The organism is Aeromonas sp. s3, from assembly GCF_040907805.1.
GTDB classification, from domain to species: Bacteria; Pseudomonadota; Gammaproteobacteria; order Enterobacterales; family Aeromonadaceae; genus Aeromonas; species Aeromonas dhakensis.
In genome coordinates this window covers 1-26,371 of the sequence record NZ_JBFOCQ010000018.1, presented here as the reverse complement: position 1 = coordinate 26,371, position 26,371 = coordinate 1, and the positions used below count along the sequence as shown (strand labels likewise).

The following is a 26,371-nucleotide window of genomic DNA, read 5'->3' as shown; positions in this document are numbered from 1 at the left end:
GACTGTGCCTTAGCCGCTATAATCGCCGACCATTTTCTGCGAGGCGGGTACAGAACGGGAGTCGGATGGCACGAAACAGCGGTTTTACCTTCAAACAGTTTCACGTCGAGCACGATCGCTGCGCCATGAAGGTGGGCACCGACGGCATTCTGCTGGGCGCCTGGGCACCGCTCGGCAAGGCCCGCCGGATCCTCGACATTGGCACCGGCAGCGGCCTCATCGCCCTGATGCTGGCCCAACGCAGCCACGCCGACTGCCGCATCGATGCGGTGGAGCTGGATAAGCATGCGGCGCAGCAGGCCCGCGAGAACGCAGCCGCCTCCCCCTGGCCGCGGCGGGTCACCATCATAGAGAGCGCCATTCAGGGGTATCAGGCCGACCCTTACGATCTCATCGTCGCCAACCCCCCCTACTTCGTGGCGGGCCAGTCATTTCGCGATCCGGCCAGGGCGATGGCCCGCCATACCGGCGCCCTCGACAGCTATGCTCTGCTGGCCGCCTGCGACCGCTTGCTGACCCCCGATGGTCAGGTCGCACTGGTCGTGCCGACGGTCATGGCCGATGAAATTTTATGCATTTCGGCGGATTATGATCTGCATGCCGTTTGTTATACAGCTGTTATCACCAGGGCGGGAAAAGAGGCAAATCGTGTTTTATTGCTACTTGGCAGAGGATTAAACAGGTGTGATAGGGGTGAAATTGTGATCCATTCTGCTGAGGGAACCTATTCCGACAGATATATCCAACTGACCAGCCCCTTCTATTTGAAGATGTAAATTTCGTCTTGAACTATTTTTTCACGCCATTATGCTGACTCCTAAACGAGCGCCCGCTCCAGACCAGCTCAAACCACTGGTTGCGATGAAAAAACAAGCGGGGCTCTTTTTTTTACCCCTGAACAACGCCGGTCACCGACCAATAAAAAACTATAACAAGCAATAGTTTACAAGACAGACGAGGTTGAACTTGACGAAATCACTCACATTGTCCGACGTGCTCGGACTGGGCTTCATGACCTTCGCGTTCTATCTGGGCGCCGGTAACATCATCTTCCCGCCGCTGGCCGGCTACATGGCGGGTGAGCACCTCTCTCTGGCCATGCTGGGCTTCCTGGTGACCGCCGTGGGTCTGCCCCTCATCACCATCATTGCCGTCGCCAAGGCCGGCAACGGCTGGGCCGGCATGACCAAGCTGCTGCCGGCCGGCGTGGCCACCGCACTGGCCGTCGCCATCTACATCATCATCGGCCCGGCCTTCGCCGCCCCCCGTACCGGTCTGGTGGCCTACGAGATGGGCCTCAAACCCTTCATCGGCGACATGGGCCAAGCCGGCCTGTTTGCCTACACAGTGCTGTTCTTCGGGGTGGCCATTCTGGTCTCTCTGAATCAGGGCAAGCTGATGGACGCCATCGGCAAATACCTGACTCCGCTGCTGATGCTGTTGCTACTGACTCTGGCCATCGGTGTATTCGTGGCGCCGCAAGGCTCCATGCCCGTCTCTTCCGGTGACTATCAGAATGGCCCCTTCGTGAAAGGGATCCTGGAAGGCTACAACACTATGGACACCCTGGCGTCCCTGATGTTCGGTGCCCTGATCGTCGACCTGCTGCGCCAGAAAGGCATCCAGGACTACCGTAGCCAGTTCAAGTACCTGGCCATCGCCGGCATCATCTCCGCCATCGGCCTCTCCGTGGTCTATGTCTCCCTGTTCCAGCTGGGCAATACGGCTGCCGGCGTCGCCACCGACGTCAGCAACGGCGGCGCCATCGTCAACGCCTACGTACTGAGCCTGTTCGGCCAGCCGGGTCAGTTCATCCTGGCCGCCATCATCACCCTGGCCTGCTTCACCACCGCCGTGGGTCTGATCTCCGCCTGCTCGGACTTCTTCCACAACCTCACCGGCATGAGCTACAAGAAGCTGGTGGTCTTGCTGGGCGTCATCTGCGCCGTAGTGGCCAACGTGGGTCTGAGCCAGCTCATCAGCCTCTCCATCCCGGTGCTGGTCGCCATCTACCCGGTTGCGGTTGCGCTGGTACTGGTCACCTTCCTGAAGGGTTACTTCGGTCGCCCGCGCCTGGTGTTCCGTGGCGTATTGATGGTTGCCTTCCTGTTTGGCTGCCTGGACGGCCTGGGTGCCGCCGGCATGAAGATGGATGCCTTCGCCTTCCTGCCGCTGTTCGACAAGGGCCTGGCCTGGTTGCTGCCGACTCTGCTGGCCTGTGGCCTCGGGATGCTGGTACGCTCCGGCGAGAAACTGGCTGCCGAAGCCGCTTGATTTCGCTCCCTCCCATGTCAAAGAGCCTGCCTTGTGCAGGCTCTTTTGTTTGTGTGCCATCTCGCCCGGCATGGTTTCCTGCCGACTATGTCATGCAGCCACGCCCTTTCCCGCTCTGCCCTCTCGCTTCCGCCAGTTGCAGTTCTATCGGTGATTTATTCTGGCCAACTAAATTGTTTCAAGATATTAATGTGTGATTGAGATCAAATATCTCTTCTTTATGCTCAAGATGGTACTCCTGTGACAATCTTCCGATGGCACAGGAGAGGGAAGCATTGTTATCCGGTTATCTGCCAGGCAGTGGGTGCAATCAACAAGAACAAGCTGATAAGGCAGATGAGGTCAGGTTTGACGAAATCACTGAAGTTGTCCGACATATTCGGACTGGGTTTTATGACGTTTGCGTTCTATCTAGGGGCAGGCAACATCATTTTTCCACCGCTGGCCGGCTTCATGGCCGGTGAGCATATGCTGGCCGCCATGGTCGGTTTTCTGCTGACGGCGGTGGGTCTGCCTCTGCTGACCCTGGTCGCCGTTGCCAGAGGCAGCGCCGGACAGGGCAGCAGTGGCTGGACGGCGATGACCCGCCATCTGCCGACCTGGGCAGCCACGGCGCTGGCCATTGCCATCTACATCATCATGGGGCCGGCCTTCGCCACCCCCCGTACCGGCCTGGTGGCTTATGAAATGGGACTCAAGCCCTGGTTGGGTGACGCCGGCCAGCACGGTCTGCTGCTCTACAGCCTGCTCTTCTTCACACTGGTGATCCTGGTATCGCTGAACCGAGGCAGGCTGCTGGATGCGGTGGGCAAATACATGACCCCTGTCTTGATGGTGATGCTGCTGATCCTGGCGATCGGGGTCCTGGTTGACCCGCAAGGCACCCAGCCAGAGGCCAGCGGCGACTATATGGATACGCCGCTCATCAAGGGCATGCTGGAGGGGTACAACACCATGGATACCCTCGGCTCCCTGATGTTTGGCGCCCTCATCATCGGCCTGCTGCAACGCAGGGGGATCGAAGACTACCCGAGCCAGTTCAAGTACCTGACCATCGCAGGGCTCATCTCGGCGGTTGGTCTCTCGGCGGTCTACATCTCCCTGTTCTACCTCGGCAACAGCGCAGCAGGCGTGGTGACCAGCGTCGACAATGGCGGCGCCATCGTCAACGCCTACGTGCTGAGCCTGTTTGGCCACTCCGGTCAGTTAATCCTGGCCACCATCATTACCCTGGCCTGCTTCACCAGCGCGGTCGGCCTGCTCTGCGCCAGCGCCGACTACTTCCACGGTCTGGCCGGCTGGACATACCGCAAGTGGGTACTGCTGATGGGATGCGTCTCCATCATGGTGGCCAACGTCGGGCTGAGCCAGCTCATCAGCCTCTCCATTCCGATCCTGGTCGCCATCTATCCGGTCGCCATCGCGCTGGTGCTGGTCACCTTTGCACAGGGCCGTTTCGGTCGACCACGGCTGGCGTTTCGCGCCGTGCTGCTGGTGGCTTTCCTGTTCGGCTGCCTGGACGGGCTGGGCGCTGCCGGCATGCAGATGGATGCGTTCGCCTTCCTGCCGCTGTTCGACAAGGGGCTGGCCTGGTTGCTGCCGACCTTGCTGACCTGCGGCCTCGGCATGCTGCAACGCCCCCGCGAGGCGCTGGCGGCAGAAGCCGCTTGACCCGTCAGCCAATAACGAAAGAGGCCAGCATCAGCTGGCCTCTTTCGTTGGGCGGGGTCTGCCGTTACAGCAGCGGATCCGATTTGGGTTTGCCGGCCAGTCCGTACCAGTGGGTCTCCACTCGCCCGGCATGCCACTCAAAGGTTCCCCAGGGCTGTGCTGCCTGCCAACGCGGAAAATTCACGAGCACCCGGTTGTCTTCGTACTTGTAGAGCGAGGTGGTGATCTCGATGTCAGATAGGATAAGCAGCAGGGCCCAGCCGATGAAGAACCATTTCAGCGCTTTCCACATAGGGTTACTCGAAGCAGATTTCGATGGTTGCCCGACCGTAATCTGATTCAAACGGCATCATGATCTTGGTGCCGTCGGCACGATGGGTGATGGTGTGGTTGAGACCGGAGACGATGATGGGAGTCGCCATGTCGAATTCATACCCCTTCTCCCCCAGCATGCGCTTGGCACCGCCGGTCACCATGTTGGTGATCTCGCCCACCATGTCGGTCACCTCTTCATTGATGGTGGCCGGCGCCTCGCCCAGCATGCGGCGCATGATCTCCAGTGCCAGCCCCTTCTCGAAACTAATGGAGAGGGATCCCCGGGTCTGCGGGCCGACCATGCCGATGAGGCCGGAGACATCACCGCGCGCCAGCTCGTCCATCTTGCGCTTGGGTTTGCCCGGCTTGAGCTCAAGCTGTGCCATGGTGGAGAGCACATTGAGCAGGGAGAGCAGGAACGGGTTTACAAAATCAGCCTTCATGTTGACTTCCTACAGTGGGCGTACAGCGAGCACATTGGCCATGTGCCTCAATCGTCTTATTGGTAATAGTAAAGCCATGCAACTTGGCTTGCTCGGAAAACGCGCCATCGATCGCCGGATCATGCAGCTCGACCACCTCGCCGCACTGGTCACAGATGAGCAACTGCATCGGGTGGGCATGGTCGAAGTGACAGCAGAATATGAAGGCGTTGAGCGACTCCACCTTGTGGGCAAAACCCTGTTCGAGCAGAAAATCGAGCGCCCGATAAACGGTCGGCGGCTTAGCGTGGGCCTCTGTCTGCTGCAACTGGGCCAACAAATCATAGGCGCTGATGGCATTGCCATGGGCAGCCAGCAGCCTGAACACCTGACGTCGGGTAGGGGTGAAGCGGATCCCGCGTTGTTCGCAGAGTCGTTCGGCTCGTTGTAAAAGTTGGTCTTGATTCATGATCACGCAATTACCCTTTTTATTAGCCGGATACTATCACAGGGCCCCCTTTGGCGCGGTGACAAAATTCATTTTCTGGGGCTGCCTCACGTTGTGGTAAAATCCGCCCCCTTTGTTTAGCCAACCCGGATGATTTTTATGCAGGCGCAGCGTTTTTCCATCGCCCCCATGCTGGACTGGACCGATCGGCATTGCCGTTATTTCCATCGTCTGATGACTCGCCAGACCTTGCTCTATACCGAGATGGTGACCACCGGCGCCATCATTCACGGCAAGGGGGATTACCTGGGGTACAGCGAGCAGGAACATCCCATCTCCCTGCAACTGGGTGGCAGCAATCCGACCGATCTCGCACGCTGCGCCAAGCTGGCCGAGGAGCGTGGCTATGACGAGGTGAATATCAACGTTGGCTGCCCCTCCGATCGGGTACAGAATGGCCGCTTCGGCGCCTGCCTAATGGGAGAGCCCGCACTGGTGGCCGACTGCGTCAAGGCGATGCGCGACCTGGTCGACATTCCGGTGACGGTGAAGACCCGCATCGGCATCGACGATCAGGACTCCTATGAATTTCTGCAGGCCTTCATCGAGCAGGTGCGCGACGCCGGTTGCGATACCTTCATCGTCCATGCCCGCAAGGCCTGGCTGAGCGGTCTGAGCCCCAAGGAGAACCGCGAGATCCCGCCGCTCGACTATCCCCGCGTCTACCGGGTCAAACAGGATTACCCGGATCTCACCATCGCCATCAACGGCGGCGTCACCTCCCTGGAGCAGACCCTCGAGCACCTGCAGCACCTGGATGGCGTCATGATGGGGCGCGAGGCCTATCAGAACCCCTACATTCTGGCGCAGGTGGACAATCTAGTATTCGGCCAGAACAACGCCGTGCCGAGTCGCCACGAGGTGGTGCGGATGATGCTGCCCTATATCGAACAGGAGCTGGCCAAGGGCAACTATCTCTCCCACATGACCCGCCACATGCTGGGGCTGTTCCAGAACATGCAGGGGGCTCGCGCCTGGCGCCGTCACCTGAGCGAAAATGCCTGCAAGCCAGGAGCAGATATCCAGGTGGTGCTGGATGCCATGGCCAAGGTGCCGGAATTCGCCGCCACCGAAGCGGCGGAGTAACCATGTACCGCTTCACCGGTTCCTGGCTGCACAAGGCCATCGTCCGACTCTGCGCCGGTCTACTCGCCATCCTGGGCGTCAAGATCAGCGCCTTCTACTTCATCGGCCTGCTCATCGTGCTGGGGTTGCATCGGGACCAGCTGCTCGGCTGAACTCACCCCGCATCGACCAATAAAAAACCGGCAACACTCAGTGTTGCCGGTTTTTTTATTGTCTCTTCAGCCTCGCTAATCGCCTTTGTCCACGAACTGCAGCTCGGGCGCTCTGGAGGTCAGCACATCGGCGCAGTAATCCCAGGTCGAGATGCGATAGTGCTGCAGATCCTCATCCAGATGCAGGCCGTCCGACTCCTGATGGAACCAGCTGGCAAACCGGGACGGGGTGATGAGCTGGATCTGCTCCTCGATGGCATGACTATCCTTGCCCTCGGCCAGATCGCAATCCTCCATGACCCGCACCGCGAAGATATGCCGGAAATAGACCCGGCACAGGATCTGCGGCGGCAGATCGATGCTGCGAGCCCTGCCCAGCATGATGGTGAGGGAATCGCTCCAGATATCCTGATGAAGTTCGGCCACGACCAGGCCCGGGGGGAGTTGGCGGGACGGAGCCCAAGGTACGGCAACCTGCCGAATGGCATTTTTCTGTTCCATCATCCACCTCACTACAGCGCACGCCATATCTTGAGTGTATCTGAAACAATTTCCGCTGACGATGGCAATAAAAAACCCGGCTGGCGCCGGGTTTTGGGGGATTACTTGACGGCGTCTTTGAGCGCCTTGCCTGCCACAAAGGACGGCACATTCGCGGCTGCAATCTGGATCTCTTTACCAGTTTGCGGATTGCGACCGGTACGGCCAGCGCGATGGTTCACCTTGAAGGTACCAAAACCCACCAACTGCACAGCATCACCTTCTTTCAGGCTCTGGGTAATACCATTGATGATCTCTTCCAGAGCAACTTTGGCCTGAGCTTTGCTCAGATCTGCTTTGGCTGCAATTGCATCGACAAGTTGAGCTTTGTTCATAACATTTCCTTTATGATCGGGCATTTAGCACCGGGCCACTCTATTCAAAAAAAAACACTCAGGCAAAGGCTTTATCAGCCGGATTGGCTTGAATGCTGGGGTTTTCATCAAGATCTGCGGAAATAGTCACATATCTCGCCCCTTCGTGATCGTAATTGACGGGAAGAGGAGAGCAAATGATGGCGCCTTGTAACCAAAACACCACCCGGTGTAACAATATCCCCATGCCCCTATTGACGGTCAACCGGATTTTCCCTAGTTATAGGAAGGTGTCGTCAGTCCATAAAAAGGCCGGAGGCCTGTCACGATAGCACTCCATGCCTATGCCCCACGGAGGGAGTATGTTAACTGAACTGGAACAAACCAAACGCGCATTGGCAGGAAAGCACAGAGCTATCGATGACTGGCTGGACGCCAGACAGGCACTGCTGGTCGAGTACATGCGGCTCGCCGGCTTGAAACCCACCCGCAACAGCAAGCCGCGCTCGCTCCCGGGCCATGTGGAACTGCAAAGTTTCTGCGAACAGCTGGTCGACTACGTCAGCGCCGGCCACTTCGAGATCTACCACCATGTGGTGACCGCTTTCGAACAGGCCAGCGGCGACAAGCTGGAGCTGGCCAAGCGCATCTACCCCCATATCCGCGCCTGCACCGAGTTCGCGCTGGAGTTCAACGACAAGTACAGCAACGCGGACGAGGCCCAGATGCTGCTGCTGGATGAAGACTTGAACCAGCTTGGCCCCGTGCTGGAAGATCGTTTCAAGCAGGAAGATCGGTTGATCAAGGCACTGCAGGTAGTAGAGTCACTCAGCGCCCAACAGGTTTGATATCCAATTTCGGAGCCAGTTCAAGATCCTGATGTGCAAGGTGCATTACACTCTATGTCATGACCTATAGCACCCGTACCTATTGCTGACAGGAGATGAGAATGTCCGAGCGTCGCCGTTTTTCACGGATCCTTTACTTGACCATGGCCGATCTCGTCCAGGGCGATAAAAAATGGCGGACCCAGCTGGTCGATATTTCCCTGCAGGGCGCCCTGCTGATCCGGCCCGATGACTGGGAAAGCAATGACGACAAAGAGTACTCACTCAGCTTCGTGCTGAGCGGCAGTGACATCGAGATCAAGATGCAGGTCATGCTGACCCATGAAGCCAGCAAGAAGCTTGGGTTCTATTGCCACCATATCGATATCGACAGCGCCACCCATCTCAAGCGGATGATCGAACTCAACGTCGGCGATGAAGAGTTGCTGCACCGGGAGCTGGAACAGCTGCTGAGCGAGCATCTCGAGCACCCTCACCCCTGAGCCACTGCCCCTATCACCCAATAAAAAGGAGCGCCCATTGCGCTCCTTTTTGTTGCCCGTCTGCGAACCCTGTTCTGCTTACAGCGCCTCCAGCGCATCAGCCAGCTTCTTGACCGGCACCACTTCCATGCCCTCGATGGGATGCTTGGGCGCGTTGGCATGCGGCACTATGGCCCGGCGGAAGCCATGCTTGGCGGCCTCCTGCAACCGCTCCTGGCCGGAGGGTACGGGCCGGATCTCGCCGGACAGCCCCACCTCGCCGAACACCACCAGATCCTTGGGCAGGGAGTGATCGCGAAAACTGGAGACCATGGCCAGCAACAGGGCCAGATCCGCACTGGTCTCCTCTACCTTGACCCCGCCGACCACGTTGATGAAGACATCCTGATCCGCCATCTGCAACCCGCCGTGGCGATGCAGCACTGCCAGCAGCATGGCGAGCCGGTTGTGATCCATCCCCACCGCCACCCGGCGCGGATTGGAGAGCTGGGAGTAGTCCACCAGCGCCTGCAACTCCACCAGCAGCGGACGCGTGCCCTCCCAGATCACCATCACGATGGAGCCGGGCGCCTGCTCTTCACCGCGACTGAGGAAGATGGCGGAAGGGTTGCTCACTTCCCGCATACCCTGCCCCGTCATGGCGAAGACCCCCAGCTCGTTGACCGCCCCGAAGCGGTTCTTGTGGGAGCGCAGGGTTCGAAAGCGAGAGTCGTGGCTGCCGTCGAGCAGCACGGAACAGTCGATGCAGTGCTCCAGCACCTTGGGACCGGCCAGGGTGCCATCCTTGGTCACGTGGCCTACCATGAAAATGGCGACGTGATTCTGCTTGGCATAGCGGGTCAGCAGGGCGGCAGCTTCCCGCACTTGGGAGACGGACCCCGGCGCCGACTGCACATCCGCCACATGCATCACCTGGATGGAGTCGATGACCATGATCTGCGGCTGCTCCTGCTGGGCAATCAGGCAGATCTGCTCGACCGAGGTCTCCGACAGCATGCGCAGCTTGTCGGTGGGCAGGCCGAGACGCGATGCCCGCATCGCCACCTGCTGCAACGACTCCTCACCGGTGACGTACAGGGTCTTCATTCGCTCGGCCAGGCCGCACATGGTCTGCAGCAACAGGGTCGACTTGCCCGCCCCCGGGTTGCCACCGATCAGGATGGCCGACCCCGGCACCACGCCGCCGCCAAGCACCCGATCCAGCTCCTTGAAGCCGGAAGAGAAGCGGGGGATCTCGGTGGTGGCGATCTCCGCCAGCGTCTGCACCTGGCTGCCGACGGCGCCGGCATAGCCGCTGTAGCGGGCACTCTTGCCCGGGGTCACCGATCCGAGGCGCACCTCGCTGATGGTGTTCCACTCCTTGCACTCACTGCACTGGCCCTGCCAGCGTGTGAAGTCGGCGCCACATTCGGTACAAACATAGGCAGTTTTGTTTTTGGCCATGGATAACTCGGGGACAGGATGAATTCCTGCTTGATATACTTGTTTGCGACCGACAGATCAAACCCAGAATCGGAAAAGTGACTTTCCGTGGCAGGAACACATGGAATCAGAACAACAACAGCACCTGATTGAACAACTTATTCCTCTGCTCAGAGAAAAGGATTTCGATGACATCTTCAATCGCCTGACCCAGGACGAGAACAGCAACAGCCGTTTTCTGATCAAGATGGAGCTCAAACGCAAATGCACCCCCTGCCGCCGGGTCATCGACATGCGCGACGAGCTGGGCGATGAGTGCCTGGTGCACGAGTTCGAAGGGATCACCCATTTCATGCCGGCCGAGGCCATCGGCCTGTTCCAGTCCCAGTGCTACCTCTACAAGGATGACTACACCCTGGGGGTCTACGAAGCGCTGCAATACTGGCAAAAATACCAGCATGGCAAGAACGATGGCCAGCTCCAGCCCCCCGTTAGCCCCTTTCGCCAGTACGACGTCAATCCCATCTCCTTTGCCAGCTACTATGGCCGGCGCCAGGAGCGGATGCACTTCAGCTCCCCCGTGGTGATCAAGTTCGCCGATGGCGACAAGCTGTTCGCCAAGAGTTCCGATCTCTCTCTAGGCGGGATCCGGGTTTCGGTGCCCTATCTGCCCAACTACCAGACCGGCGCTCAGGTCGAGGTGTTCTTCACCGGGCTGGAGCGGGATCACCCCAATCCCGTCCTGCACCATTCGGTCAGCTACCAGATCCTCGGGGAAGAGAGCAAGGAGGGGAAATACTGGCTCAGGCTGATCAAGACCGGCGAGCACCCGGCCTTCGACCAGTTTCTGAACGATTTCATCGAGAGTAACAAGAGCCGCTACCGGGTCAGCGTCGACTACCTGCTCTCCGCCGCCATCATCAAGGGGTATGAGCAGTTCTACCTGCCGCGCATGACCGGCATGCCACTGTTCTTCGGCTCGGGCGACAGCCCCAGCCTCGAGATCGCCCTGCGCACCGAGAACAACCAGCACATCCTGGAGTATTGGCGCGACGCCAAGAACCGCGACATGCTCGCCAGCCTGTTCTCGGCCACCCGCATGCAGGCCCTGTTGCCGGCGAAGGGGGAATTGAAAGAGACCCTGATCTACTGCTTTACCCACTCGGTGCGCAGCCACCTCTACTTCTTCTCCGCCACCCGGGAGGAGCTGCTGCAAAGCGGCCTGATGTCGCTCTTCTTCCAGGTCGGGGCCCGTCGCCCCAGCTGGCGCGTCTACAAGTTCAGTCTGGAGCGCTGCGATCTGCACGAGGCCGATCTGGCCAGTCAGCAGGGCAAGGAGAGCCCCCAGCTGCAGGACATGCTGCTGCAGGAGCGGCTCAAGCAGATAAGCTACGTCGGTCTGCTGCAGCAAGTCGGCCTCGACAGCCAGCGGGAAGAGTTCCAGTTCGACGCCTCCAGCCAGCACAACGCCAACGAGCTGCAACGCTTCGGTCACGACAGCAGTGCCGCCCCCTTCGAGATCGAGACGCTGCACTATGTCCAGCTGCGCAAGGAGGCTCGCTACATCCACAAGACCGCCGTCGCCATCAAGCACAATGGCCGGGCCTGGCTCGGCTGGACCCGCGACATCTCGGCCCACGGCATGCAAATCGAGCTGGAAGAGCCGTTCGAGGGAGCGAAGGACGACATAGTCACCATCGCCCTGCCACGCCTTCAGGAACTCTCCAAGAGCATGGATCTGCAACGCCTCCCCTACCGGCTGGTCAGCATCAACCTGACCCGCACCGTGCTGCACCTGTGCATCGAGGGGGATCCCGAGCGCCACACCGGCCGCCAGTTCTTCAAGCTGCTGATCGAAAGCAACCAGAACAAGCTCAAAGCGGCCCAGGAGCAGCGCCGTTATCGCGGCATGGCGCGGGCACTGCGCAACATCTATACCCACCACGTCTTCTGCACCCCGGTCTACATCAACAAGCTCAAGGGGGCGCCCAAGCCGGCCTCGGTCGGCCATGCGCCGCAGCCGCGCAGCCTGTCACGGCTGCTCAAGTCCTGTGCCGAGCAGGGCGATCAGGACAACCTCTACCCGCTGTTCCAGGGGGAGTTGCTCAAGCAGCTCATCATGAACCCGCTGCGGGCCATCGAGCGCGAGGATCAACCCCAGGAGGAGGAGGTCTATATCGCCAGTCTGCAGACGGCGACCGGTCTGCCCATCTTCACCAGCCGGCTCGCCAGCAGCTTCCAGAACGTGGCGGAGAAGCGCAGCTTCATCGAGCAGGCACTGCGCCAGGGGGAGTTCTACTCGGTGCTGGTCGGCATCTCCCGTACCGGTCGCCCCGATACCAACTTCATCGCCAACGAGCTGGACTACATCGCCAAGTTCGCCATTCACAAGGCCAAGAAGCTGGAAGAGGAGCTGTGGAGCGTGGTGGGGGTTGGCGAGCTGACCGATACCAGCCAGGCAACTCTGTTCCGGCTCGGCATCACGGCGCCCATCAAGTAAAGAAGAGGGCGCCGACTCGAAACGGCGCTACACCAAGCAGCAAACAATGGCGGACCCAGGGTCCGCCATTGTTTTTCGCATTCTTGTGGCTACCAGCCCCCCGGGGGTTCCCCCATCAGGCCGCCTGCGGGTTGAGCAGCCATTCGAGGATCTGCGGGAAGTGATCCTCCTGCGCCTGAGGTGCAGTCAGCATGTTGATGTGGTCGTAATCGAGCCGGTTGCCGTTGTCCCGGCCGAGCCGGGTATGGCGTGCGGCCGAGCCCATCTCGGCGCTGAAGCGGCGCACGTCGGTCGGGTGACCCAGCACCTTGTCCGCCTTGGCCGAGATCATCCAGAGCGGCGGCCAGTTGACCCGGGCGGCCGCCTCGTCATAGGCGAACCCGTCGCTGGGATCCTGCCAGGGGCCACACTTGACCCAGGGGATGGTCTCCTGCAGGTAGCGCAGCGGCTCGTCATCCGCCCCTATCTTCAATCTACGCGCAGCCAGAAAGCCGCTGCGGCTGGCCAGCCAGGGGGCCAGCCGGTTCCAGATCAGATCCACCTTCAGCCAACGCTCCGGATTTTGTACCGACACGCCGCGCTTGGTGCCAAAGAACACCAGGCTGGCCACCTGCTCCGCCAGCTCGGGAAAACGCACCAGGGTCGACGCCATGATGACGCCGCCCCAGGAGTGGGCCATCCAGTGCAGCTTGAAGCCGGCATGACGGGCGGCAATCCAGCGGTGCAGGGCCGGCAGGTCCTCGGTGATGAGCTCATGCTGGCCATGTTCGGCCTGCTCGGCAATGGCCGGCGTGCTGAGCCCCCGCCCGCGCAGATCGGCCACATAGACCTGATAGCCGTGGCGGGCCAGAAAACAGGCCAGCCCCTTGCCCGACTCGGTATAGAAGATGCGGCCGTTCTCGATGGCGCCGTGCACCATCAGGATCGGCTCGCCATGTACCGCAACCCGCGGCTGAATGTGGCGTACGTGCAGCCGATGTTCGCCGCAGGGAATAAACAGGGATTGCTGTAGCAGTTCCATTTTGAGACTACGTCCTCCGTGACGTGGGGTTGAGTCCAGCCCTAGTGGGCTCAGCACCTATCCCAGCGCTGCTGGCGGCAGGCCAGGGCGCCAAGCAGGCAGATCACCCCTTCCAGATCGTGGTGGTTGAGGGTGGCCGCCGCCTGGGCCCGCACCAGCGGTTTGGCGTGGATGGCGATGCCGAGCCCGGCCACCCCCATCATCTTGAGATCGTTGGCACCATCGCCGACAGCCACGGTCTGGCCAGTGGCGATGCCGTACTCCGCGGCCAGCTGCTGCAGCACCTCGGCCTTGACGGTGGCATCGACGATGCGCCCGCTCACCTTGCCGGTCAGCTGCGGCCCCACCACCGCCAGCTCGTTGGCGAAGATGGCGTCCAGCCCCAGCTCCCGCTGCAACTGGCCGGCAAAACGGGTGAAACCACCGGAGGCGATCGCCACCTTCCAGCCAGCCTGCTTGAGAGTGTCGACCATCAGTTGCAGGCCCGGCATCCACGGCATGTTGGCCGCCACCTCGTCGAGAATGGTGACCGGTGCCCCCTCCAGCAGGGCGACCCTGGCCCGCAGGCTGTCGGAAAACTCCAGCTTGCCCTGCATGGCGGCCGCAGTGACCGCCGCCACCTGCTCGCCGACCCCGGCCAAACGGGCAATCTCGTCGATGCACTCGATGCGGATGGCGGTGGAGTCCATGTCCATCACCAGCAGACCGGGCTCAGCCAGGCTGGGCAGGGCCGGCAGATGACACAGATCGATATCCCACTCCTCCCCCTTGAGCGTCTGTACCAGAGCGGGTGAGAAGCGACCCGTGCCCAGCAGCAGCAGGGGTACCCCAGCCGGCATGGCAGGTGGATAGAGCCGTGCCTGCAGCCCGTGCCGCGCCAGCAGCCCGGCCAGCCGGCCGAGATGGTGGCCGCCAAGGGCCCGACCAAACAGCACCAGCCAGGCGCCATCCAGCGCACTGGCGGCGGGCAGCAGCGCCTGTGGCGTCGCCTCCCACCAGGGGGCGCCGGACAGGCACTCGGGCCACTCTGAAATATCTGCGGGCAATTGGGACAACAACATAGGGATAACGCCTTCCTTGGTGATCATGGGGTTAACAAAACTGGCCCAGAGTAGCGTATTGCTTTTTGTACAGGCAAGCGCCAAGATCCCGCCACTCCTTGTCAGCAAAAGGCTCAACGCTTGCGTCATCTCCCCATCAAACGTGTGCTCAGTCTGGGTGCCGGTGTCCTGCTCGGACTCTGGGTGCTCGCCGTGCTCATTCATATGCAGGGCGAGAGCCAAGCCTCGCTGCACAGCGAGGCGCGCAACCGGGCCCAGGCACTGGTGGCCTATGCCGCCCGGGACATGAAACGCTGGATCAAGGAGGAGAAAAACAGCGAGCTGGAGCGGCTGGCCCGGGATCTGGCCGCCGAACCCGAGATCCTCGATGTCACCCTCTACGATGCCCGCGGCATTCCCCTCGCCCAGTCGGACAATGCAGTGCCGCTGGACAGCCTGCTGCCCATCGGCGACAACAATAAGTCGGTCCCCGAGCAGGGCAAGGGGCGCATCCAGTTCGTGCAGGAGATCCTGGATGGGGAGCAGACGCTGGGCTATCTGCGCATTACCCTGGAGGAGCAGCAGATGCTGGCGGACAAGGACACCCGGCTCAAGGTGGTGCAGGAGAAACAGCGGCTGATGCTGCTGGTCGCCCTGCTGGCCGGGCTGCTCATCTCCTACGGGGTGCGCCGCAACTACATGCGGGTGCGCAAGCACAAGAAGAAAAGCAAACCGGTTGAACCGCAATAAGACGGTGCGACCTCATCGCCTTGTATACAACCTAGGCAATGCCACCAGCAGGAGCGCTGTATGATTGCCCCCCCTCTTCCTCTGGATGAAGAGAGCCGACTGGAACGGCTCCGAATCCTGGGCTTGCTTGACCGCGAGCCCATCGACCAGCTGGATCGCCTGACCCGGCTCATCACCCGCCATTTCTCGCTGCCCATCGCCATGGTCTCGCTGACCGACGTGAACCGGCAGTGGTTTCTCGCCCGCACCGGGGTCACCCTGTGCGAGATCAGCCGGGAGCACTCCTTCTGTGGCCACGCCATCCTGCGCCCCGACATCATGCAGGTGCAGGATGCCAGGCTCGACCCACGCTTTACCGACAACCCGCTGGTGACGGGCGAGCCCCACGTGGTCTTCTATGCCGGCCGGCCACTGCGGGCGCTGGACGGCGTGGTGCTCGGCACCCTCTGTCTGGTGGATCATGCCGCGCGCCACCTCGACGAGGAGGCCTGTCGCGATCTCGACGACTTCGGCCGCCTGGTGGAGAACACCCTGCACGATCTGGAAAGGCGCCATCAGGTACGCAGCCTCAACCAGGTGCTGGAGGACAAGGAGCACCTGTTCACCCTCACCTTCAACCAGTCGTCGGTGGGCATGGCCCTCTCGTCGGTTGAGGGACGCTGGCTGCGGGCCAACCCGGGGCTGGAGCGACTGCTCGGTTACAGCGAACAGGAGATGCTGACACGCACCTGGCACGCCATGACCCACCCCGAGGATCTGCCGCGCGAGCTGGCCCTGTTCACCGCCCTGCTCGCGGGGCAACGGCAGGACTACAGGCTGGAGAAGCGGATGATCCGCGCCGATGGCAGCCTGTGCTGGGTCCAGCTCAGCGTGACCCAGTGCCAGAGCCGCACCATGGCCCCCCACATGATCGCCGTCTTTGCCGACCTCACCGAGCGCAAACAGGTCGAGGCCGAGCTGTTGCAACTGCAGCAGGGGCTCGAGCAGCAGGTGCGTGAGCGCACCCGCGAGCTGTCGAGCACGGTGGAGCAACTGCATGGAGAGATGCAGGAGCGCGGCGCCGTGCAGCAACGCCTGTGGCAGGAGCAGCGCCGGCTGCAGCACATGCTGGAGCACACCAGCAACGCCTTCCTCGAGCTCGACGAGGCGCTGGTCATTACCGGCTGGAACCCGGCCTCCACCACCCTGCTCGGCTGGCACCCCGAGGAGATGCTGGGACGCACCCTGCCCGCCCTGCTCGGCAGCGCTCACCCTCTGCTGGTGCTGCTGACCCATCCCGAGCGCGCGCAGCGCCGTCTGGAGTGCGACATCGGCACCCGCAGCGGCCGCCAGGTCCCGGTCGAGGTGAGCGCCGAGCGCTACCAGTTCGACGGCAAGGTGCGCCTCGCCCTGTTCCTGCACGACATCAGCGCCCGCCGCCAGGTGCTGGCGGAAATCGAGCGCGGGCGGGCCCGGTTGCGGGCCATCACCGACGGTCTGCCGGTCACCATCAGCATGGTCTCGCCCGAGGGGCGCTACCTGTTTGCCAACCAGGCCTACTGTCGCTACTTCGGGCTGGATCCCGAGCGGATACGGGAGATGAGCGTGCGGGAGGTGATCGGCGACGCGGCCTACGGCCGGGCCATCGCCCATCTGGAGCGGGCCCTCGCCGGCGAGCAGGTGAGCTTCGAGAACCGCTTCGCGCTACCCATAGGCCCACGGGATCTCAGGATCACCATGATCCCGAGCCGGGGCGACGAGCCAGGGGTCTACATCCTCGGCAGCGACATCACCGAGTTCAAGGCGCTGCAGAACCAGCTGGAGCACGAGGCGGCCCACGACCCCCTCACCGGCCTGCCCAACCGGCGCGCCTTCACCCTGCGTCTCTCCCGGGAGCTGGAGCGGGTGCGTCAGAATGCCGAGACCCTGGGCCTGCTGTTTCTCGATCTCGACGGCTTCAAGCAGATCAATGATCAGCTCGGCCACCACGTCGGCGACGCCCTGCTGCAGCGCTTCGCAGGCGTGCTCAGTGCCGAGGTGCGCCCCGGTGACATGGTGGCGCGCCTGGCCGGCGACGAGTTCACCATCATACTGCCGGCCCTGCGCCAGCCGGAGCTGGAGCTGCCCGCCCTGTGCGAACGGCTGCTGGCGGCCATGGCGGTACCGGCCGACGTGGCCGGCCACCTGTTGCCCCTCGCCGGCAGCATCGGCGGAGCCATCTGCCACTCGGGCCAGTATTGTCACATCGACGACCTGCTGCACCGGGCCGACAGCGCCATGTACCGGGCCAAACAGGCCGGCAAGGGGCGCTTCGCCCTCGACCTCTGATCTTCCCTCCTTGAAATGCAAAACGGCGGCCCGAGGGCCGCCGTTGTCATTATTCATGCGCGAAGAGGATTAGTTGTCGCCCAGCAGGACGGAATCCAGCGCGATTTCGATCATGTCGTTGAAGGTCAGCTGACGCTCTTCAGAGGTGGTCTGCTCACCGGTACGGATATGGTCGGAGACGGTACAGATGGTCAGTGCGCGAGCACCGTACTCTGCAGCCACACCGTAGATGCCGGCGGCTTCCATCTCGACACCCAGGATGCCGTATTTTTCCATGACGTCGAACATGGAGGGGTCCGGGGTGTAGAACAGGTCGGCGGAGAAGATGTTACCGACGCGCACGGCAACGCCCTTGTTCTTGGCGGCCTGTACGGCATTGGCAACCAGATCGAAGTCGGCGATGGCGGCGAAGTCGTGATCCTTGAAGCGCAGACGGTTCACCTTGGAGTCGGTGCAGGCACCCATGCCGATCACCACGTCACGAAGTTTCACGTCTTCACGCACGGCACCGCAGGAACCGACGCGGATCAGGGTCTTCACGCCGTAATCGGTGATCAGCTCTTTTGCATAGATGGAGCAGGACGGGATGCCCATGCCGTGGCCCATGATGGAGATGCGACGACCCTTGTAGGTGCCGGTGAAACCGAACATGTTGCGCACGTCGCACACCTGTTCGACGTTCTCCAGGAAGGTTTCGGCGATGTACTTGGCGCGCAGGGGGTCGCCCGGCATCAGCACGGTGTCAGCAAAGGCGCCATCTTTCGCATTGATATGAGGAGTTGCCATTCTCTTGATTCCTTCACACTAGGTTGAGTTTTATTGTCTTTATTGGTTGCCCGCCGCCGAGGCGACGGGCGGGTAACTTACAGGAAGCTGGTACCGTACGCCAGTTTGGGCAGACCGTGGTACGCCGCGATGCTCTGGCCGATGTCCGCGAAGGTCTCGCGACGACCGACGGAACCGGCCTTGACCGGCTTGCCGTAGAACAGCACTGGGATGTACTCGCGGGTGTGGTCGGTGCCGCTCCAGGTCGGGTCACAGCCGTGGTCGGCGGTCAGCACCACCACGTCGCCATCCTGCATCAGCTCGAACAGCTCCGGCAGGCGGGAGTCGAAGTACTCCAGCGCATCGGCGTAGCCCTTCACGTCGCGACGGTGACCATAGGAGGAGTCGAAGTCGACGAAGTTGGTGAAGACGATGGTCTGGTCACCGGCCGCTTTCACCTCTTCCAGGGTTCTGTCCCACAGCTCGGTCAGACCTGTGCCTTTCACCTGCTTGGTGATGCCCTGCTGGGCATAGATGTCGGCGATCTTGCCGATGGAAACCACTTGGCCGCCCGCTTCCTTCATGTAGTCCAGCACGGTCGGCGCCGGCGGCAGTACGGAGTAGTCGTGACGGTTGCCGGTGCGCTTGAAGTTACCCTTGCCGCTGCCCACGAACGGACGCGCGATGACACGGCCGATGTTGTAGGGCTCCAACAGCTCGCGCACTATGTGGCACAGCTCATAGAGCTTCTCGAGGCCGTAGGTCTCTTCGTGGCAGGCGATCTGGAACACGGAGTCGGCGGAGGTGTAGAGGATCGGCTTGCCGGTACGCATGTGCTCTTCGCCCAGATCATCCAGCACCTGGGTACCGGAGGCGTGGCAGTTGCCCAGATAGCCCGGCAGACCGGCCTTCTCGACGATGGCGTCCAGCAGCTCCTGCGGGAAGCTGTTGTGGTGGTCATGGAAGTAACCCCACTCGAACAGCACGGGCACGCCGGCAATTTCCCAGTGACCGGACGGGGTGTCCTTGCCGGAGGAGAGCTCCTGGGCAAAGCCGTAGGCACCGACTACCTCGACGTCCTTGTTCAGGCCAGCCGGGAAGGTGCCGCTGGCGAGTTCACCCGCGTGGCCCAGACCCAGCTTGCTGAGGTTCGGCAGATTGAGGGCGCCACGACCCTCGAGTTCGCCGGCGGCACAGGCCTTGGCGATATGGCCAAGGGTATTGGCGCCCACATCGCCGAACTTGTCGGCGTCGGCGGCTGCGCCAATGCCGAAAGAGTCCATCATCAGAATAAAGGTACGTTTCATGGGACTTCCCCTTGTTACAAATCAGCCAGACCGATGCGACGGTAAACCTCGGGCAGCGCCTCCGGTTGGGTATCACCGATCTTGACGGCAGCCTGCACCATGCTGGCGGCCTGAGCAAATTGCTCTTCAGTTTGAGCGTGGATCAGGGCGAGCGGCTTGTCTGCCTCAACACTTTGACCCAGGCGGATAAAGTCGGTCAGACCGACGGCATAATCAAGCTTGTCACCGGCAGCGCGACGGCCACCGCCCATGGCGACCACGGCCAGACCCAGTTCGCGGGTATCCATGGCGGTCACGAAACCGCTGTTGGCGGCATAGACGGGGCGCACGATGGCGGCTTTGGGCAGGTGATGATCGTAGCGCTCCATGAAGTCGCTCGGGCCACCGAGGCCAGTCACCATGCGACCGAAGATCTCCGCCGCCTTGCCGTTGTCCAGCACCGCCTGCAGTTTGTGGCGGGCATCGCTGTCGTCGCTGGCCAGGCCGGCGGAGATCAGCATCTCGGCACACAGCGCCATGGTGACGGCATGGATGCGCGGGTTACGGTATTCGCCGGTCAGGTAGCGCACCGCTTCGCGCACTTCCACCGCGTTGCCGGCGCTGGAGGCCAGCACCTGGTTCATGTCGGTCAAGAGCGCTGAAGTACGGCAGCCAGCACCGTTGGCCACCGCAACTATGCTCTTGGCCAGCTCTTCGGAAGCTTCGAAGGTCGGCATGAAGGCACCGGAGCCCACTTTCACGTCCATCACCAGCGCTTCCAGCCCGGAGGCGAGCTTCTTGGAGAGGATGGAGCCGGTGATCATGGCGATAGATTCGACAGTGGCAGTGATGTCCCGTACCGCATAGATACGCTTGTCGGCCGGGGCGAGATCGCCGGTCTGACCGATGATGGCGACACCGGCCTCTTTCACCACTTTCAGGAAACGGTCGTTGTCGACCGAGGTCTGGTAGCCGGGGATGGCATCCAGCTTGTCCAGGGTGCCGCCGGTGTGGCCCAGGCCACGGCCGGAGATCATCGGCACGAAACCGCCACAGGCGGCGACCATAGGGCCAAGCATCAGGGAGACGACGTCACCCACGCCGCCGGTGGAGTGTTTGTCGACGATGGGGCCGCCCAGATTGAGGTGATCCCAGGTCAGCACCATGCCGGAATCGCGCATGGCACAGGTCAGGGCAACCCGCTCATCCATGGTCATGTCTTTGAAGTAGACCGCCATCGCCAGTGCCGCAATCTGGCCCTCGCCGATGGTGTTGTTGGTAATGCCCTGAACGAAAAATTGAATCTCTTGGGTACTGAGCGCTTCACCGTTGCGCTTCTTGCGAATGATTTCTTGAGGCAAAAACATCTTTCATTCCCTCCGCCATTGCTGGCGTTACACAAGTCTGAATCCTTGCCCGCACCCCACACGGGTGGGGCGCAACAGGGCGGACAGCGGTCCGCCCTCTCATCAACCTATTAGTAACCGCTGGTGTTGGCCGGCTTGTCGCCATGCCCCAGCGTGGCCAGCAGGCTGGCCAGCAGGCTGGATGCACCAAAGCGGAAGGTGCGGGCGGATACCCAATCCTTGCCCAGGATCTCTTCGGCCATGGCTAGGTACTCACCCGCCACGGCGGCGTCTTTCACGCCACCGGCTGGCTTGAAGCCCACTTTCGGGTTCTTGGCCTTGATCACTTCCATCATGATGCGGGCAGCGATCGGGGTCGCATTGACCGGCACCTTGCCGGTGGAGGTCTTGATGAAGTCGGCACCGGCGTCGATGGAGATTTCAGAGGCGCGACGGATCAGCGCTTCCTCTTTCAGCTCGCCGGTCTCGATGATCACTTTCAGCAGCACGTTGGCGCCACAGGCTTCCTTACAAGCTTTGACCAGATCGAAGCCGACCTGTTCATTGCCGGCCATGAAGGCGCGGTACGGGAACACCACATCCACTTCGTCGGCACCATAGGCCACGGCGGCGCGGGTTTCGGCCACGGCAATCTCGATGTCGTCGTTGCCGTGCGGGAAGTTGGTCACGGTCGCAATGCGCACGTCGGCGGCGCCGATCTCACGCAGAGTCTTGCGAGCGATGGGGATGAAACGGGGGTAGATGCAGACGGCGGCGGTCAGGCCGGCCGGAGACTTGGCCTTGCGGCACAGGTCGATCACCTTCTGATCGGTGTCGTCATCGTTCAGGGTGGTCAGGTCCATCAGATTCAGGGCGCGCTGGGCGGCCAGTTTCAGATCAGTCATTCTGTTCTCCAAAGTCTCGATGTAGTCCGAATTCCAGGGCATGGTGCTGCCTGTCGCAACGCAACCGGCAAGACGCGACTCCCGGAAAAACGGGAATGGAATTGCAGCGCAACTGCACGGGCAATAGGCTGCAAATAAGGCAAGAGCCCTGTCACTTTCTTACAAAAGTGCGGACTTGGTTCCATGAAGACTTGAGAAAGGCAGACAAGGTCTGACCCGACTTCCCAATCAATTCCATTTGACCGCCAACACCCGATTTCATCGGGCATTAGTCAATGCCAGCACCCTGCTGGCAATGCCTATTTCAGCCGAGATACCCCTTGTTTGCAAGCCGGATTTGCCATTTTCAGAGGTACCTCACATCTGGCAAATCCGGTACTGGAAAGTGCGTTAAGAGAAGAAACGGGTGAGTATCCAGGAGTATGCCAGGCCCCCCAGGTAGACTCCAACGATCCCCATTACCCCGGACAGTACGGGCGGGGCCGGGATCGGCAATTTGAGGAAAGAAAACAACAAGCCAACGATAAAGCCGGCTGCCATCGCCAGTAGCACTTCATTCATATAACCTCCGATTTGACTCATTTTATTATTAGTTTAGAAAGGAAAACGGTTGTCACCGCTCCATACACGAACGCCACGGCAGATGCCGTGGCGTTCGTGGTTATAGCTGTCAGTCAGGCTGACATTACATGCTGGACAGCGCCAGGAAGAAGCCTGCGATGGTCGCAGACATCAGGTTGGACAGAGAGCCGGCCAGTACGGCTTTCAGACCAAATTTCGCAATGGTGCCACGACGGTTCGGTGCCATGGAGCCCAGACCACCCAGCAGGATGGCAACGGAGGACAGGTTGGCGAAACCGCACAGGGCGAAGGAGATGATGGCCTTGGTGTGGTCGGACATGGCCACGCCATTGATCAGCACTTCATCCTTCAGGTACGGGGCGAAGTTCAGGTAGGCCACGAACTCGTTGACCACCAGCTTCTGGCCGATGAAGGAACCGGCAACGACGGCTTCACTCCAGGGCACACCGATCAGGAATGCCAGCGGGGAGAAGATCCAGCCCAGCAGCAGTTCCAGAGAGAGCTGCGGATAACCGAACCAGCCACCCACACCGGAGAAGATGCCGTTGATCATGGCAATCAGACCGATGAAGGCCAGCAGCATGGCGCCGACGTTCAGGGCCAGTTGCAGACCGGCAGAGGCACCGGCAGCGGCGGCATCGATCACGTTGGCAGGCTTGTCTTCCAGATCGCCATCGGCATTGCTCTCGTCGTAGCTCGGGGTCTCGGTTTCCGGCACCAGCAGCTTGGCGAACAGCAGACCACCCGGGGCAGCCATGAAGGAGGCGGCGATCAGGTATTCCATCTTGACGCCCATGGAGGCGTAACCGGCCAGTACGGAGCCGGCGACGGAAGCCAGACCACCACACATGACGGCGAACAGCTCGGAGTCGGTCATCTTGGAGATGAAGGGACGCACAACCAGCGGCGCTTCAGTCTGACCCACGAAGATGTTGGCAGTGGCGGAGAGGGATTCGGTACGGGAAGTGCCCAGTACTTTCTGCAGGCCACCACCCAGCAGTTTGATGACCCACTGCATGATGCCCAGATAATAGAGAACGGCGATCAGGGAGGAGAAGAAGATGATGACCGGCAGTACGCGGAAGGCGAAGATGAAGCCGCCACCACCGAACACTTCGAACATCTTGTTGCTGACCAGACCACCGAACAGGAATTCGATGCCGTTCTGGCCATAACCGATGACGCTGGAAACAGCATCGGATACACCCACCAGGATGTCACGACCAACCGGGACGTACAGCACGAAGGCACCCAGGCCAGCTTGGATTGCAAAGGCACCGGCAACGGTGCGCACTCTTATTGCTTTGCGATTGCTGGAGAACAGCACCGCGATAAGGACGAGCGTTGCCATCCCTACCAGACCCATTATTAGATTCATTATTTACACTTCCTCTTTAGTAGCACCTTCCAGCTTGTTAACAACTTGTATCTCAAAGCCATCAATCAAGGGTGCGCATTATACTAATTACGGTGCGACAAAGTAGAACGCTGGTCACATTTTATAAGCATGAAATGCGCTAGAGGTCGTCAAATTAGACCGCAAACGATTTTTACTCCCCCCATTTTTTATCATGTCGCTAGCAACAGTTAATCAGGTGTTAATTTTCGACTTGCCCAACTGGAAGGTACGCAGAGTGGATTCATGTAACACCGAGGCAACATGTGCCAGCGGTTGCTGCCGCAAATCGGCCAGCAGTTGCGCAATGATTGGCAGATTGGCAGGGGTGTTGGGCGCCCCTTGCTGACCCTGCAGCGGCATGTCGGGGGCGTCCGTTTCCAGCAGCAGGGCCTCCAGCGGCATGTCGCGCACCGCCTCCCGGGTCTTGTTGGCCCGCTCAAAGCTGATGACCCCGCCGATGCCGAGCCGAAATCCCAATTGCCAGAACGCTTCTGCCTGCTGCAGGGAGCCGCTGAAGGCGTGGATGACGCCCCCGCAGGCCGGGCGCAGACGTCTGAGGATCTTGGCCACCGTGTCGTTGGCACGCACCGAATGGACAATAAGGGGCAACTCATGCTCCTTGGCCAGTTCGACCTGGGCCTCGAACATCTCGAGCTGTCCCTCCTGCGGCACGTGGGAGCGCAGATCCAGCCCGCATTCGCCCACCGCCACCAACCCGCGGGGGCGCTCCGCCAGCCGTTGCTGCAACCGGGTCAGCACCGCCGGCGTCTGACCGCCCACATACCAAGGGTGCACGCCAAGGGCATAGGAGATGCCGTCATGTTCTGCCGCCAGCGCCATCACCCGACCCCAGTTTTCCTCTCCCACCGCAGGAATGATATACTCGCCCACCCCCAGCTGACGGCACTCGGCCAGCAGCGCCGCCCGATCGGAATCGAAGACCGGAAAATCGAGATGGCAATGGGTGTCGATCAATTGCATGTCACTCACCTGTTTGTCGTAATTAATGGGTCCATATCATGATGAAACGCACAAGCCACGGCTTTACCCTGATAGAACTGGTGCTGGTCATCATAGTGCTGGGGATCCTGGCCGTGACCGCCCTGCCCCGCTTCATCAATCTCAAGGATGACGCATTAAAGAGCACGGTCGCGGCAACGGCGGCCAGCTTTGCCAGCGCGGTCCAGCTGGCTCATGCCGGCTGGGCGGTCAAGGCGCAGGATCAGGCGCTCTACAATCTCGGCAGCATGGGGCAACGCAATCTCGACATCAACCGCTATGGCTGGCCCGCCGGTACGGACGAAGATCAGGGGCGCAAGGGGATCGACGAACCCTATGTCGCAGGTCAGGGCGACTACATCTCGGTGAGCAACCAGTCAGACTGCCGTCTGCTGTTTCAGGGGCTGCTGGACAGCAGCTACACCGTCGCCTCGGTCGATCAGGATCCCGATCAGCAACTCAACGCCGACTACCTGTCCAGCGAACTGACCGCCAACCAGATAGATGAAGAGGGAGAGCCGCACAGCAACTGCCGCTACACCCTGCGCGACTCCATCGGCCGCTTCCCCGCCTATCCCGACGGTCTCTCCTTCGACTACAACAGCGTCACTGGTGCCGTGACCCGCAATTTCCAGTGAGCGGCTCCGACTCGGCTTGCGGCTCTGCCTGCGGCGCCTCATCCTGTTCCCGGCGCACCGGCACGCAGCAGCGCCGGTTCTCCGGCGTGAGCCCCCACTCCTCGCACCAGCCATCGTAGCGAGCCAGCCAGCGTAACAAGATACCTTTCATCCGCGCGTTCCCCTCTTCATCAAGTCGACGGTTGCTCCGTCATATCCCCGCTCGCCGCCAGAAGCAAACCGGGCCCGCCGCATCATGGCGCCTCGGGCGACAGCAGCAACCCCATGCTGATCTCGTCCACGTAGCCATCGTCCAGCCGATAGGCCTGTCGCCGCAACCCCTCGTCCCGGAAGCCGCACTAGCGATAGAGGGCGTGCGCCACCTCGTTGTGGGCCATCACCCCCAGCTCCAGCCGCTGGATCCCTAGCTCGCCGGCGCCCGCGATCAGGGTGCGCAGTAACCGCTCACCCCATCCCAACCCGCGTGCACTCGACCGCAACCCCATCACCACCAGGGCGCAGTGGCGGTTGCGCGCCAGGCCACCGCCGATGAGCACGGCAAAGCCCTGCACCTCGCCGGCCAGCACCAGCAGCCACATGGCCTGATTGGGAGCCGCCGCCATGGCCTCGAGCCGCTGGCGCTGCCCCTCGATGTCCGAGGGGCGCTCCCCCGCCTCATACAGCATGAAGCGGGTCTCCCTGTCCAGTTGCCCAAAGAAGTGATCCAGCGCCACCGCATCCTCCACACTCGCCAAACGAATCATCACCCTCGCTCTCCCTGCCTGGTGGTTGCGCCGATCCACGGCCATAAAAAAACGAC

General features: G+C 61.2%; 28 protein-coding genes and 1 pseudogene. 11 read left to right on the top strand and 18 right to left on the bottom strand.

What is annotated here, in order from left to right; all coding sequences use genetic code 11:
* The first annotated feature begins 65 nt into the window (after nt 1-65).
* The 3 genes from AB5Y98_RS09870 (at nt 66) to brnQ (AB5Y98_RS09860) (ending at nt 3,945) form a co-directional block, all read left to right on the top strand.
* Complete coding sequence (locus AB5Y98_RS09870) at nt 66-776, top strand: tRNA1(Val) (adenine(37)-N6)-methyltransferase (RefSeq protein WP_368231828.1); 711 nt, start codon at nt 66-68, stop codon at nt 774-776.
* Nucleotides 777-966: 190 nt separating this feature from the next.
* A complete protein-coding gene (brnQ, locus tag AB5Y98_RS09865) occupies nt 967-2,274 on the top strand; it encodes a branched-chain amino acid transport system II carrier protein (RefSeq protein ID WP_005305030.1) in 1,308 nt (435 codons plus the stop codon).
* A gap of 393 nt (nt 2,275-2,667) precedes the next feature.
* A complete protein-coding gene (gene brnQ, locus AB5Y98_RS09860; RefSeq protein ID WP_368231827.1) occupies nt 2,668-3,945 on the top strand; it encodes a branched-chain amino acid transport system II carrier protein in 1,278 nt (425 codons plus the stop codon).
* 64 nt (nt 3,946-4,009) lie between these two features.
* On the opposite strand, the gene AB5Y98_RS09855 is transcribed toward brnQ (AB5Y98_RS09860), so the two are convergent.
* The 3 genes from AB5Y98_RS09855 to zur are packed head-to-tail and all read right to left on the bottom strand — an operon-like array spanning nt 4,010 to nt 5,151.
* Nucleotides 4,010-4,237 carry a hypothetical protein gene (locus AB5Y98_RS09855; RefSeq protein WP_368231826.1) on the bottom strand — a complete coding sequence of 76 codons (228 nt, stop codon included), beginning with the start codon at nt 4,235-4,237 and terminating at the stop codon, nt 4,010-4,012.
* A gap of 4 nt (nt 4,238-4,241) precedes the next feature.
* Nucleotides 4,242-4,703, bottom strand: coding sequence for a chemotaxis protein CheX (locus AB5Y98_RS09850; RefSeq protein WP_005305039.1), 462 nt, complete (start codon nt 4,701-4,703; stop codon nt 4,242-4,244).
* A complete protein-coding gene (zur, locus tag AB5Y98_RS09845) occupies nt 4,693-5,151 on the bottom strand; it encodes a zinc uptake transcriptional repressor Zur (protein ID WP_005305041.1) in 459 nt (152 codons plus the stop codon). The genes AB5Y98_RS09850 and zur overlap by 11 nt, the downstream gene beginning before the upstream one ends.
* 138 nt (nt 5,152-5,289) lie before the next feature.
* Between zur and dusA the strand changes: the two genes are divergently transcribed.
* Nucleotides 5,290-6,276, top strand: coding sequence for a tRNA dihydrouridine(20/20a) synthase DusA (gene dusA / locus AB5Y98_RS09840; protein ID WP_019838911.1), 987 nt, complete (start codon nt 5,290-5,292; stop codon nt 6,274-6,276).
* Nucleotides 6,277-6,278: 2 nt separating this feature from the next.
* Nucleotides 6,279-6,428 carry a hypothetical protein gene (locus AB5Y98_RS09835; protein ID WP_010636149.1) on the top strand — a complete coding sequence of 50 codons (150 nt, stop codon included), beginning with the start codon at nt 6,279-6,281 and terminating at the stop codon, nt 6,426-6,428.
* A gap of 75 nt (nt 6,429-6,503) precedes the next feature.
* Here AB5Y98_RS09835 and AB5Y98_RS09830 read toward each other — a convergent pair whose 3' ends face one another.
* The 3 genes from AB5Y98_RS09830 to AB5Y98_RS09820 all read right to left on the bottom strand — a co-directional run bounded on the left by AB5Y98_RS09830 (nt 6,504) and on the right by AB5Y98_RS09820 (nt 7,547).
* Nucleotides 6,504-6,929, bottom strand: a complete 426-nt coding sequence (locus AB5Y98_RS09830; RefSeq protein WP_010636148.1) for a hypothetical protein — start codon at nt 6,927-6,929, stop codon at nt 6,504-6,506.
* Between the two features lie 101 nt (nt 6,930-7,030).
* Entirely contained in the window at nt 7,031-7,303 is a 273-nt protein-coding gene (gene hupA, locus AB5Y98_RS09825) for a nucleoid-associated protein HU-alpha (protein ID WP_005305063.1), read from the bottom strand.
* A 58-nt stretch (nt 7,304-7,361) separates the two neighbouring features.
* Nucleotides 7,362-7,547 (bottom strand): hypothetical protein, encoded by a 186-nt coding sequence (locus AB5Y98_RS09820; RefSeq protein WP_128830359.1) that lies wholly within the window; start codon nt 7,545-7,547, stop codon nt 7,362-7,364.
* Nucleotides 7,548-7,644: 97 nt separating this feature from the next.
* Here AB5Y98_RS09820 and AB5Y98_RS09815 point away from each other — a divergent pair, with 97 nt between their 5' ends.
* Nucleotides 7,645-8,130: an Rsd/AlgQ family anti-sigma factor gene (locus AB5Y98_RS09815; protein ID WP_025201162.1), complete on the top strand. Its 486-nt coding sequence runs from the start codon at nt 7,645-7,647 to the stop codon at nt 8,128-8,130.
* 101 nt (nt 8,131-8,231) lie between these two features.
* Complete coding sequence (locus tag AB5Y98_RS09810) at nt 8,232-8,612, top strand: PilZ domain-containing protein (RefSeq protein ID WP_005305070.1); 381 nt, start codon at nt 8,232-8,234, stop codon at nt 8,610-8,612.
* 78 nt (nt 8,613-8,690) lie between these two features.
* Here AB5Y98_RS09810 and radA read toward each other — a convergent pair whose 3' ends face one another.
* The gene (gene radA / locus AB5Y98_RS09805) at nt 8,691-10,055 is read right to left on the bottom strand and encodes a DNA repair protein RadA (RefSeq protein ID WP_005305075.1); all 1,365 of its coding nucleotides are present in this window, start codon (nt 10,053-10,055) and stop codon (nt 8,691-8,693) included.
* 100 nt (nt 10,056-10,155) lie between these two features.
* On the opposite strand from radA, the gene AB5Y98_RS09800 reads away from it, so the two are divergent.
* Nucleotides 10,156-12,534 carry a PilZ domain-containing protein gene (locus AB5Y98_RS09800; protein WP_368231825.1) on the top strand — a complete coding sequence of 793 codons (2,379 nt, stop codon included), beginning with the start codon at nt 10,156-10,158 and terminating at the stop codon, nt 12,532-12,534.
* Between the two features lie 115 nt (nt 12,535-12,649).
* Here the strand turns inward: AB5Y98_RS09800 and AB5Y98_RS09795 are convergent, their stop codons facing one another.
* Entirely contained in the window at nt 12,650-13,555 is a 906-nt protein-coding gene (locus AB5Y98_RS09795; RefSeq protein WP_017765771.1) for an alpha/beta fold hydrolase, read from the bottom strand.
* A 50-nt stretch (nt 13,556-13,605) separates the two neighbouring features.
* A complete protein-coding gene (gene serB / locus AB5Y98_RS09790) occupies nt 13,606-14,616 on the bottom strand; it encodes a phosphoserine phosphatase SerB (RefSeq protein WP_368231824.1) in 1,011 nt (336 codons plus the stop codon).
* A 120-nt stretch (nt 14,617-14,736) separates the two neighbouring features.
* Between serB and AB5Y98_RS09785 the strand changes: the two genes are divergently transcribed.
* On the top strand, nt 14,737-15,345 hold the full coding sequence (locus tag AB5Y98_RS09785) for an AhpA/YtjB family protein (protein WP_005305087.1): 609 nt from the start codon (nt 14,737-14,739) through the stop codon (nt 15,343-15,345).
* 60 nt (nt 15,346-15,405) lie between these two features.
* The gene (locus tag AB5Y98_RS09780) at nt 15,406-17,652 is read left to right on the top strand and encodes a PAS domain S-box protein (RefSeq protein ID WP_368231823.1); all 2,247 of its coding nucleotides are present in this window, start codon (nt 15,406-15,408) and stop codon (nt 17,650-17,652) included.
* Between the two features lie 69 nt (nt 17,653-17,721).
* Here AB5Y98_RS09780 and deoD read toward each other — a convergent pair whose 3' ends face one another.
* The 7 genes from deoD to AB5Y98_RS09745 all read right to left on the bottom strand — a co-directional run bounded on the left by deoD (nt 17,722) and on the right by AB5Y98_RS09745 (nt 24,916).
* On the bottom strand, nt 17,722-18,438 hold the full coding sequence (gene deoD, locus AB5Y98_RS09775; RefSeq protein ID WP_005305092.1) for a purine-nucleoside phosphorylase: 717 nt from the start codon (nt 18,436-18,438) through the stop codon (nt 17,722-17,724).
* 77 nt (nt 18,439-18,515) lie between these two features.
* A complete protein-coding gene (locus AB5Y98_RS09770) occupies nt 18,516-19,724 on the bottom strand; it encodes a phosphopentomutase (protein WP_043171436.1) in 1,209 nt (402 codons plus the stop codon).
* A gap of 14 nt (nt 19,725-19,738) precedes the next feature.
* The gene (gene deoA, locus AB5Y98_RS09765; RefSeq protein ID WP_139399160.1) at nt 19,739-21,070 is read right to left on the bottom strand and encodes a thymidine phosphorylase; all 1,332 of its coding nucleotides are present in this window, start codon (nt 21,068-21,070) and stop codon (nt 19,739-19,741) included.
* Nucleotides 21,071-21,180: 110 nt separating this feature from the next.
* Nucleotides 21,181-21,954 (bottom strand): deoxyribose-phosphate aldolase, encoded by a 774-nt coding sequence (gene deoC / locus AB5Y98_RS09760; RefSeq protein ID WP_010636139.1) that lies wholly within the window; start codon nt 21,952-21,954, stop codon nt 21,181-21,183.
* Nucleotides 21,955-22,344: 390 nt separating this feature from the next.
* Nucleotides 22,345-22,515 carry a XapX domain-containing protein gene (locus AB5Y98_RS09755; RefSeq protein WP_005305103.1) on the bottom strand — a complete coding sequence of 57 codons (171 nt, stop codon included), beginning with the start codon at nt 22,513-22,515 and terminating at the stop codon, nt 22,345-22,347.
* Nucleotides 22,516-22,639: 124 nt separating this feature from the next.
* Nucleotides 22,640-23,914 (bottom strand): NupC/NupG family nucleoside CNT transporter, encoded by a 1,275-nt coding sequence (locus AB5Y98_RS09750; protein WP_010636138.1) that lies wholly within the window; start codon nt 23,912-23,914, stop codon nt 22,640-22,642.
* A 213-nt stretch (nt 23,915-24,127) separates the two neighbouring features.
* Nucleotides 24,128-24,916: a TatD family hydrolase gene (locus tag AB5Y98_RS09745; protein WP_065018779.1), complete on the bottom strand. Its 789-nt coding sequence runs from the start codon at nt 24,914-24,916 to the stop codon at nt 24,128-24,130.
* A 38-nt stretch (nt 24,917-24,954) separates the two neighbouring features.
* On the opposite strand from AB5Y98_RS09745, the gene tppF reads away from it, so the two are divergent.
* Nucleotides 24,955-25,572 (top strand): type IVa pilus pseudopilin TppF, encoded by a 618-nt coding sequence (tppF, locus tag AB5Y98_RS09740; protein ID WP_005305113.1) that lies wholly within the window; start codon nt 24,955-24,957, stop codon nt 25,570-25,572.
* Here the strand turns inward: tppF and AB5Y98_RS09735 are convergent.
* Both AB5Y98_RS09735 and AB5Y98_RS09730 read right to left on the bottom strand, forming a co-directional pair.
* Nucleotides 25,541-25,723, bottom strand: coding sequence for a DUF5363 family protein (locus tag AB5Y98_RS09735; RefSeq protein WP_005305116.1), 183 nt, complete (start codon nt 25,721-25,723; stop codon nt 25,541-25,543). The two genes, tppF and AB5Y98_RS09735, sit on opposite strands and share 32 nt — an antisense overlap.
* A gap of 82 nt (nt 25,724-25,805) precedes the next feature.
* Nucleotides 25,806-26,315, bottom strand: a pseudogene (locus AB5Y98_RS09730) (N-acetyltransferase family protein).
* Nucleotides 26,316-26,371 lie beyond the last annotated feature (56 nt).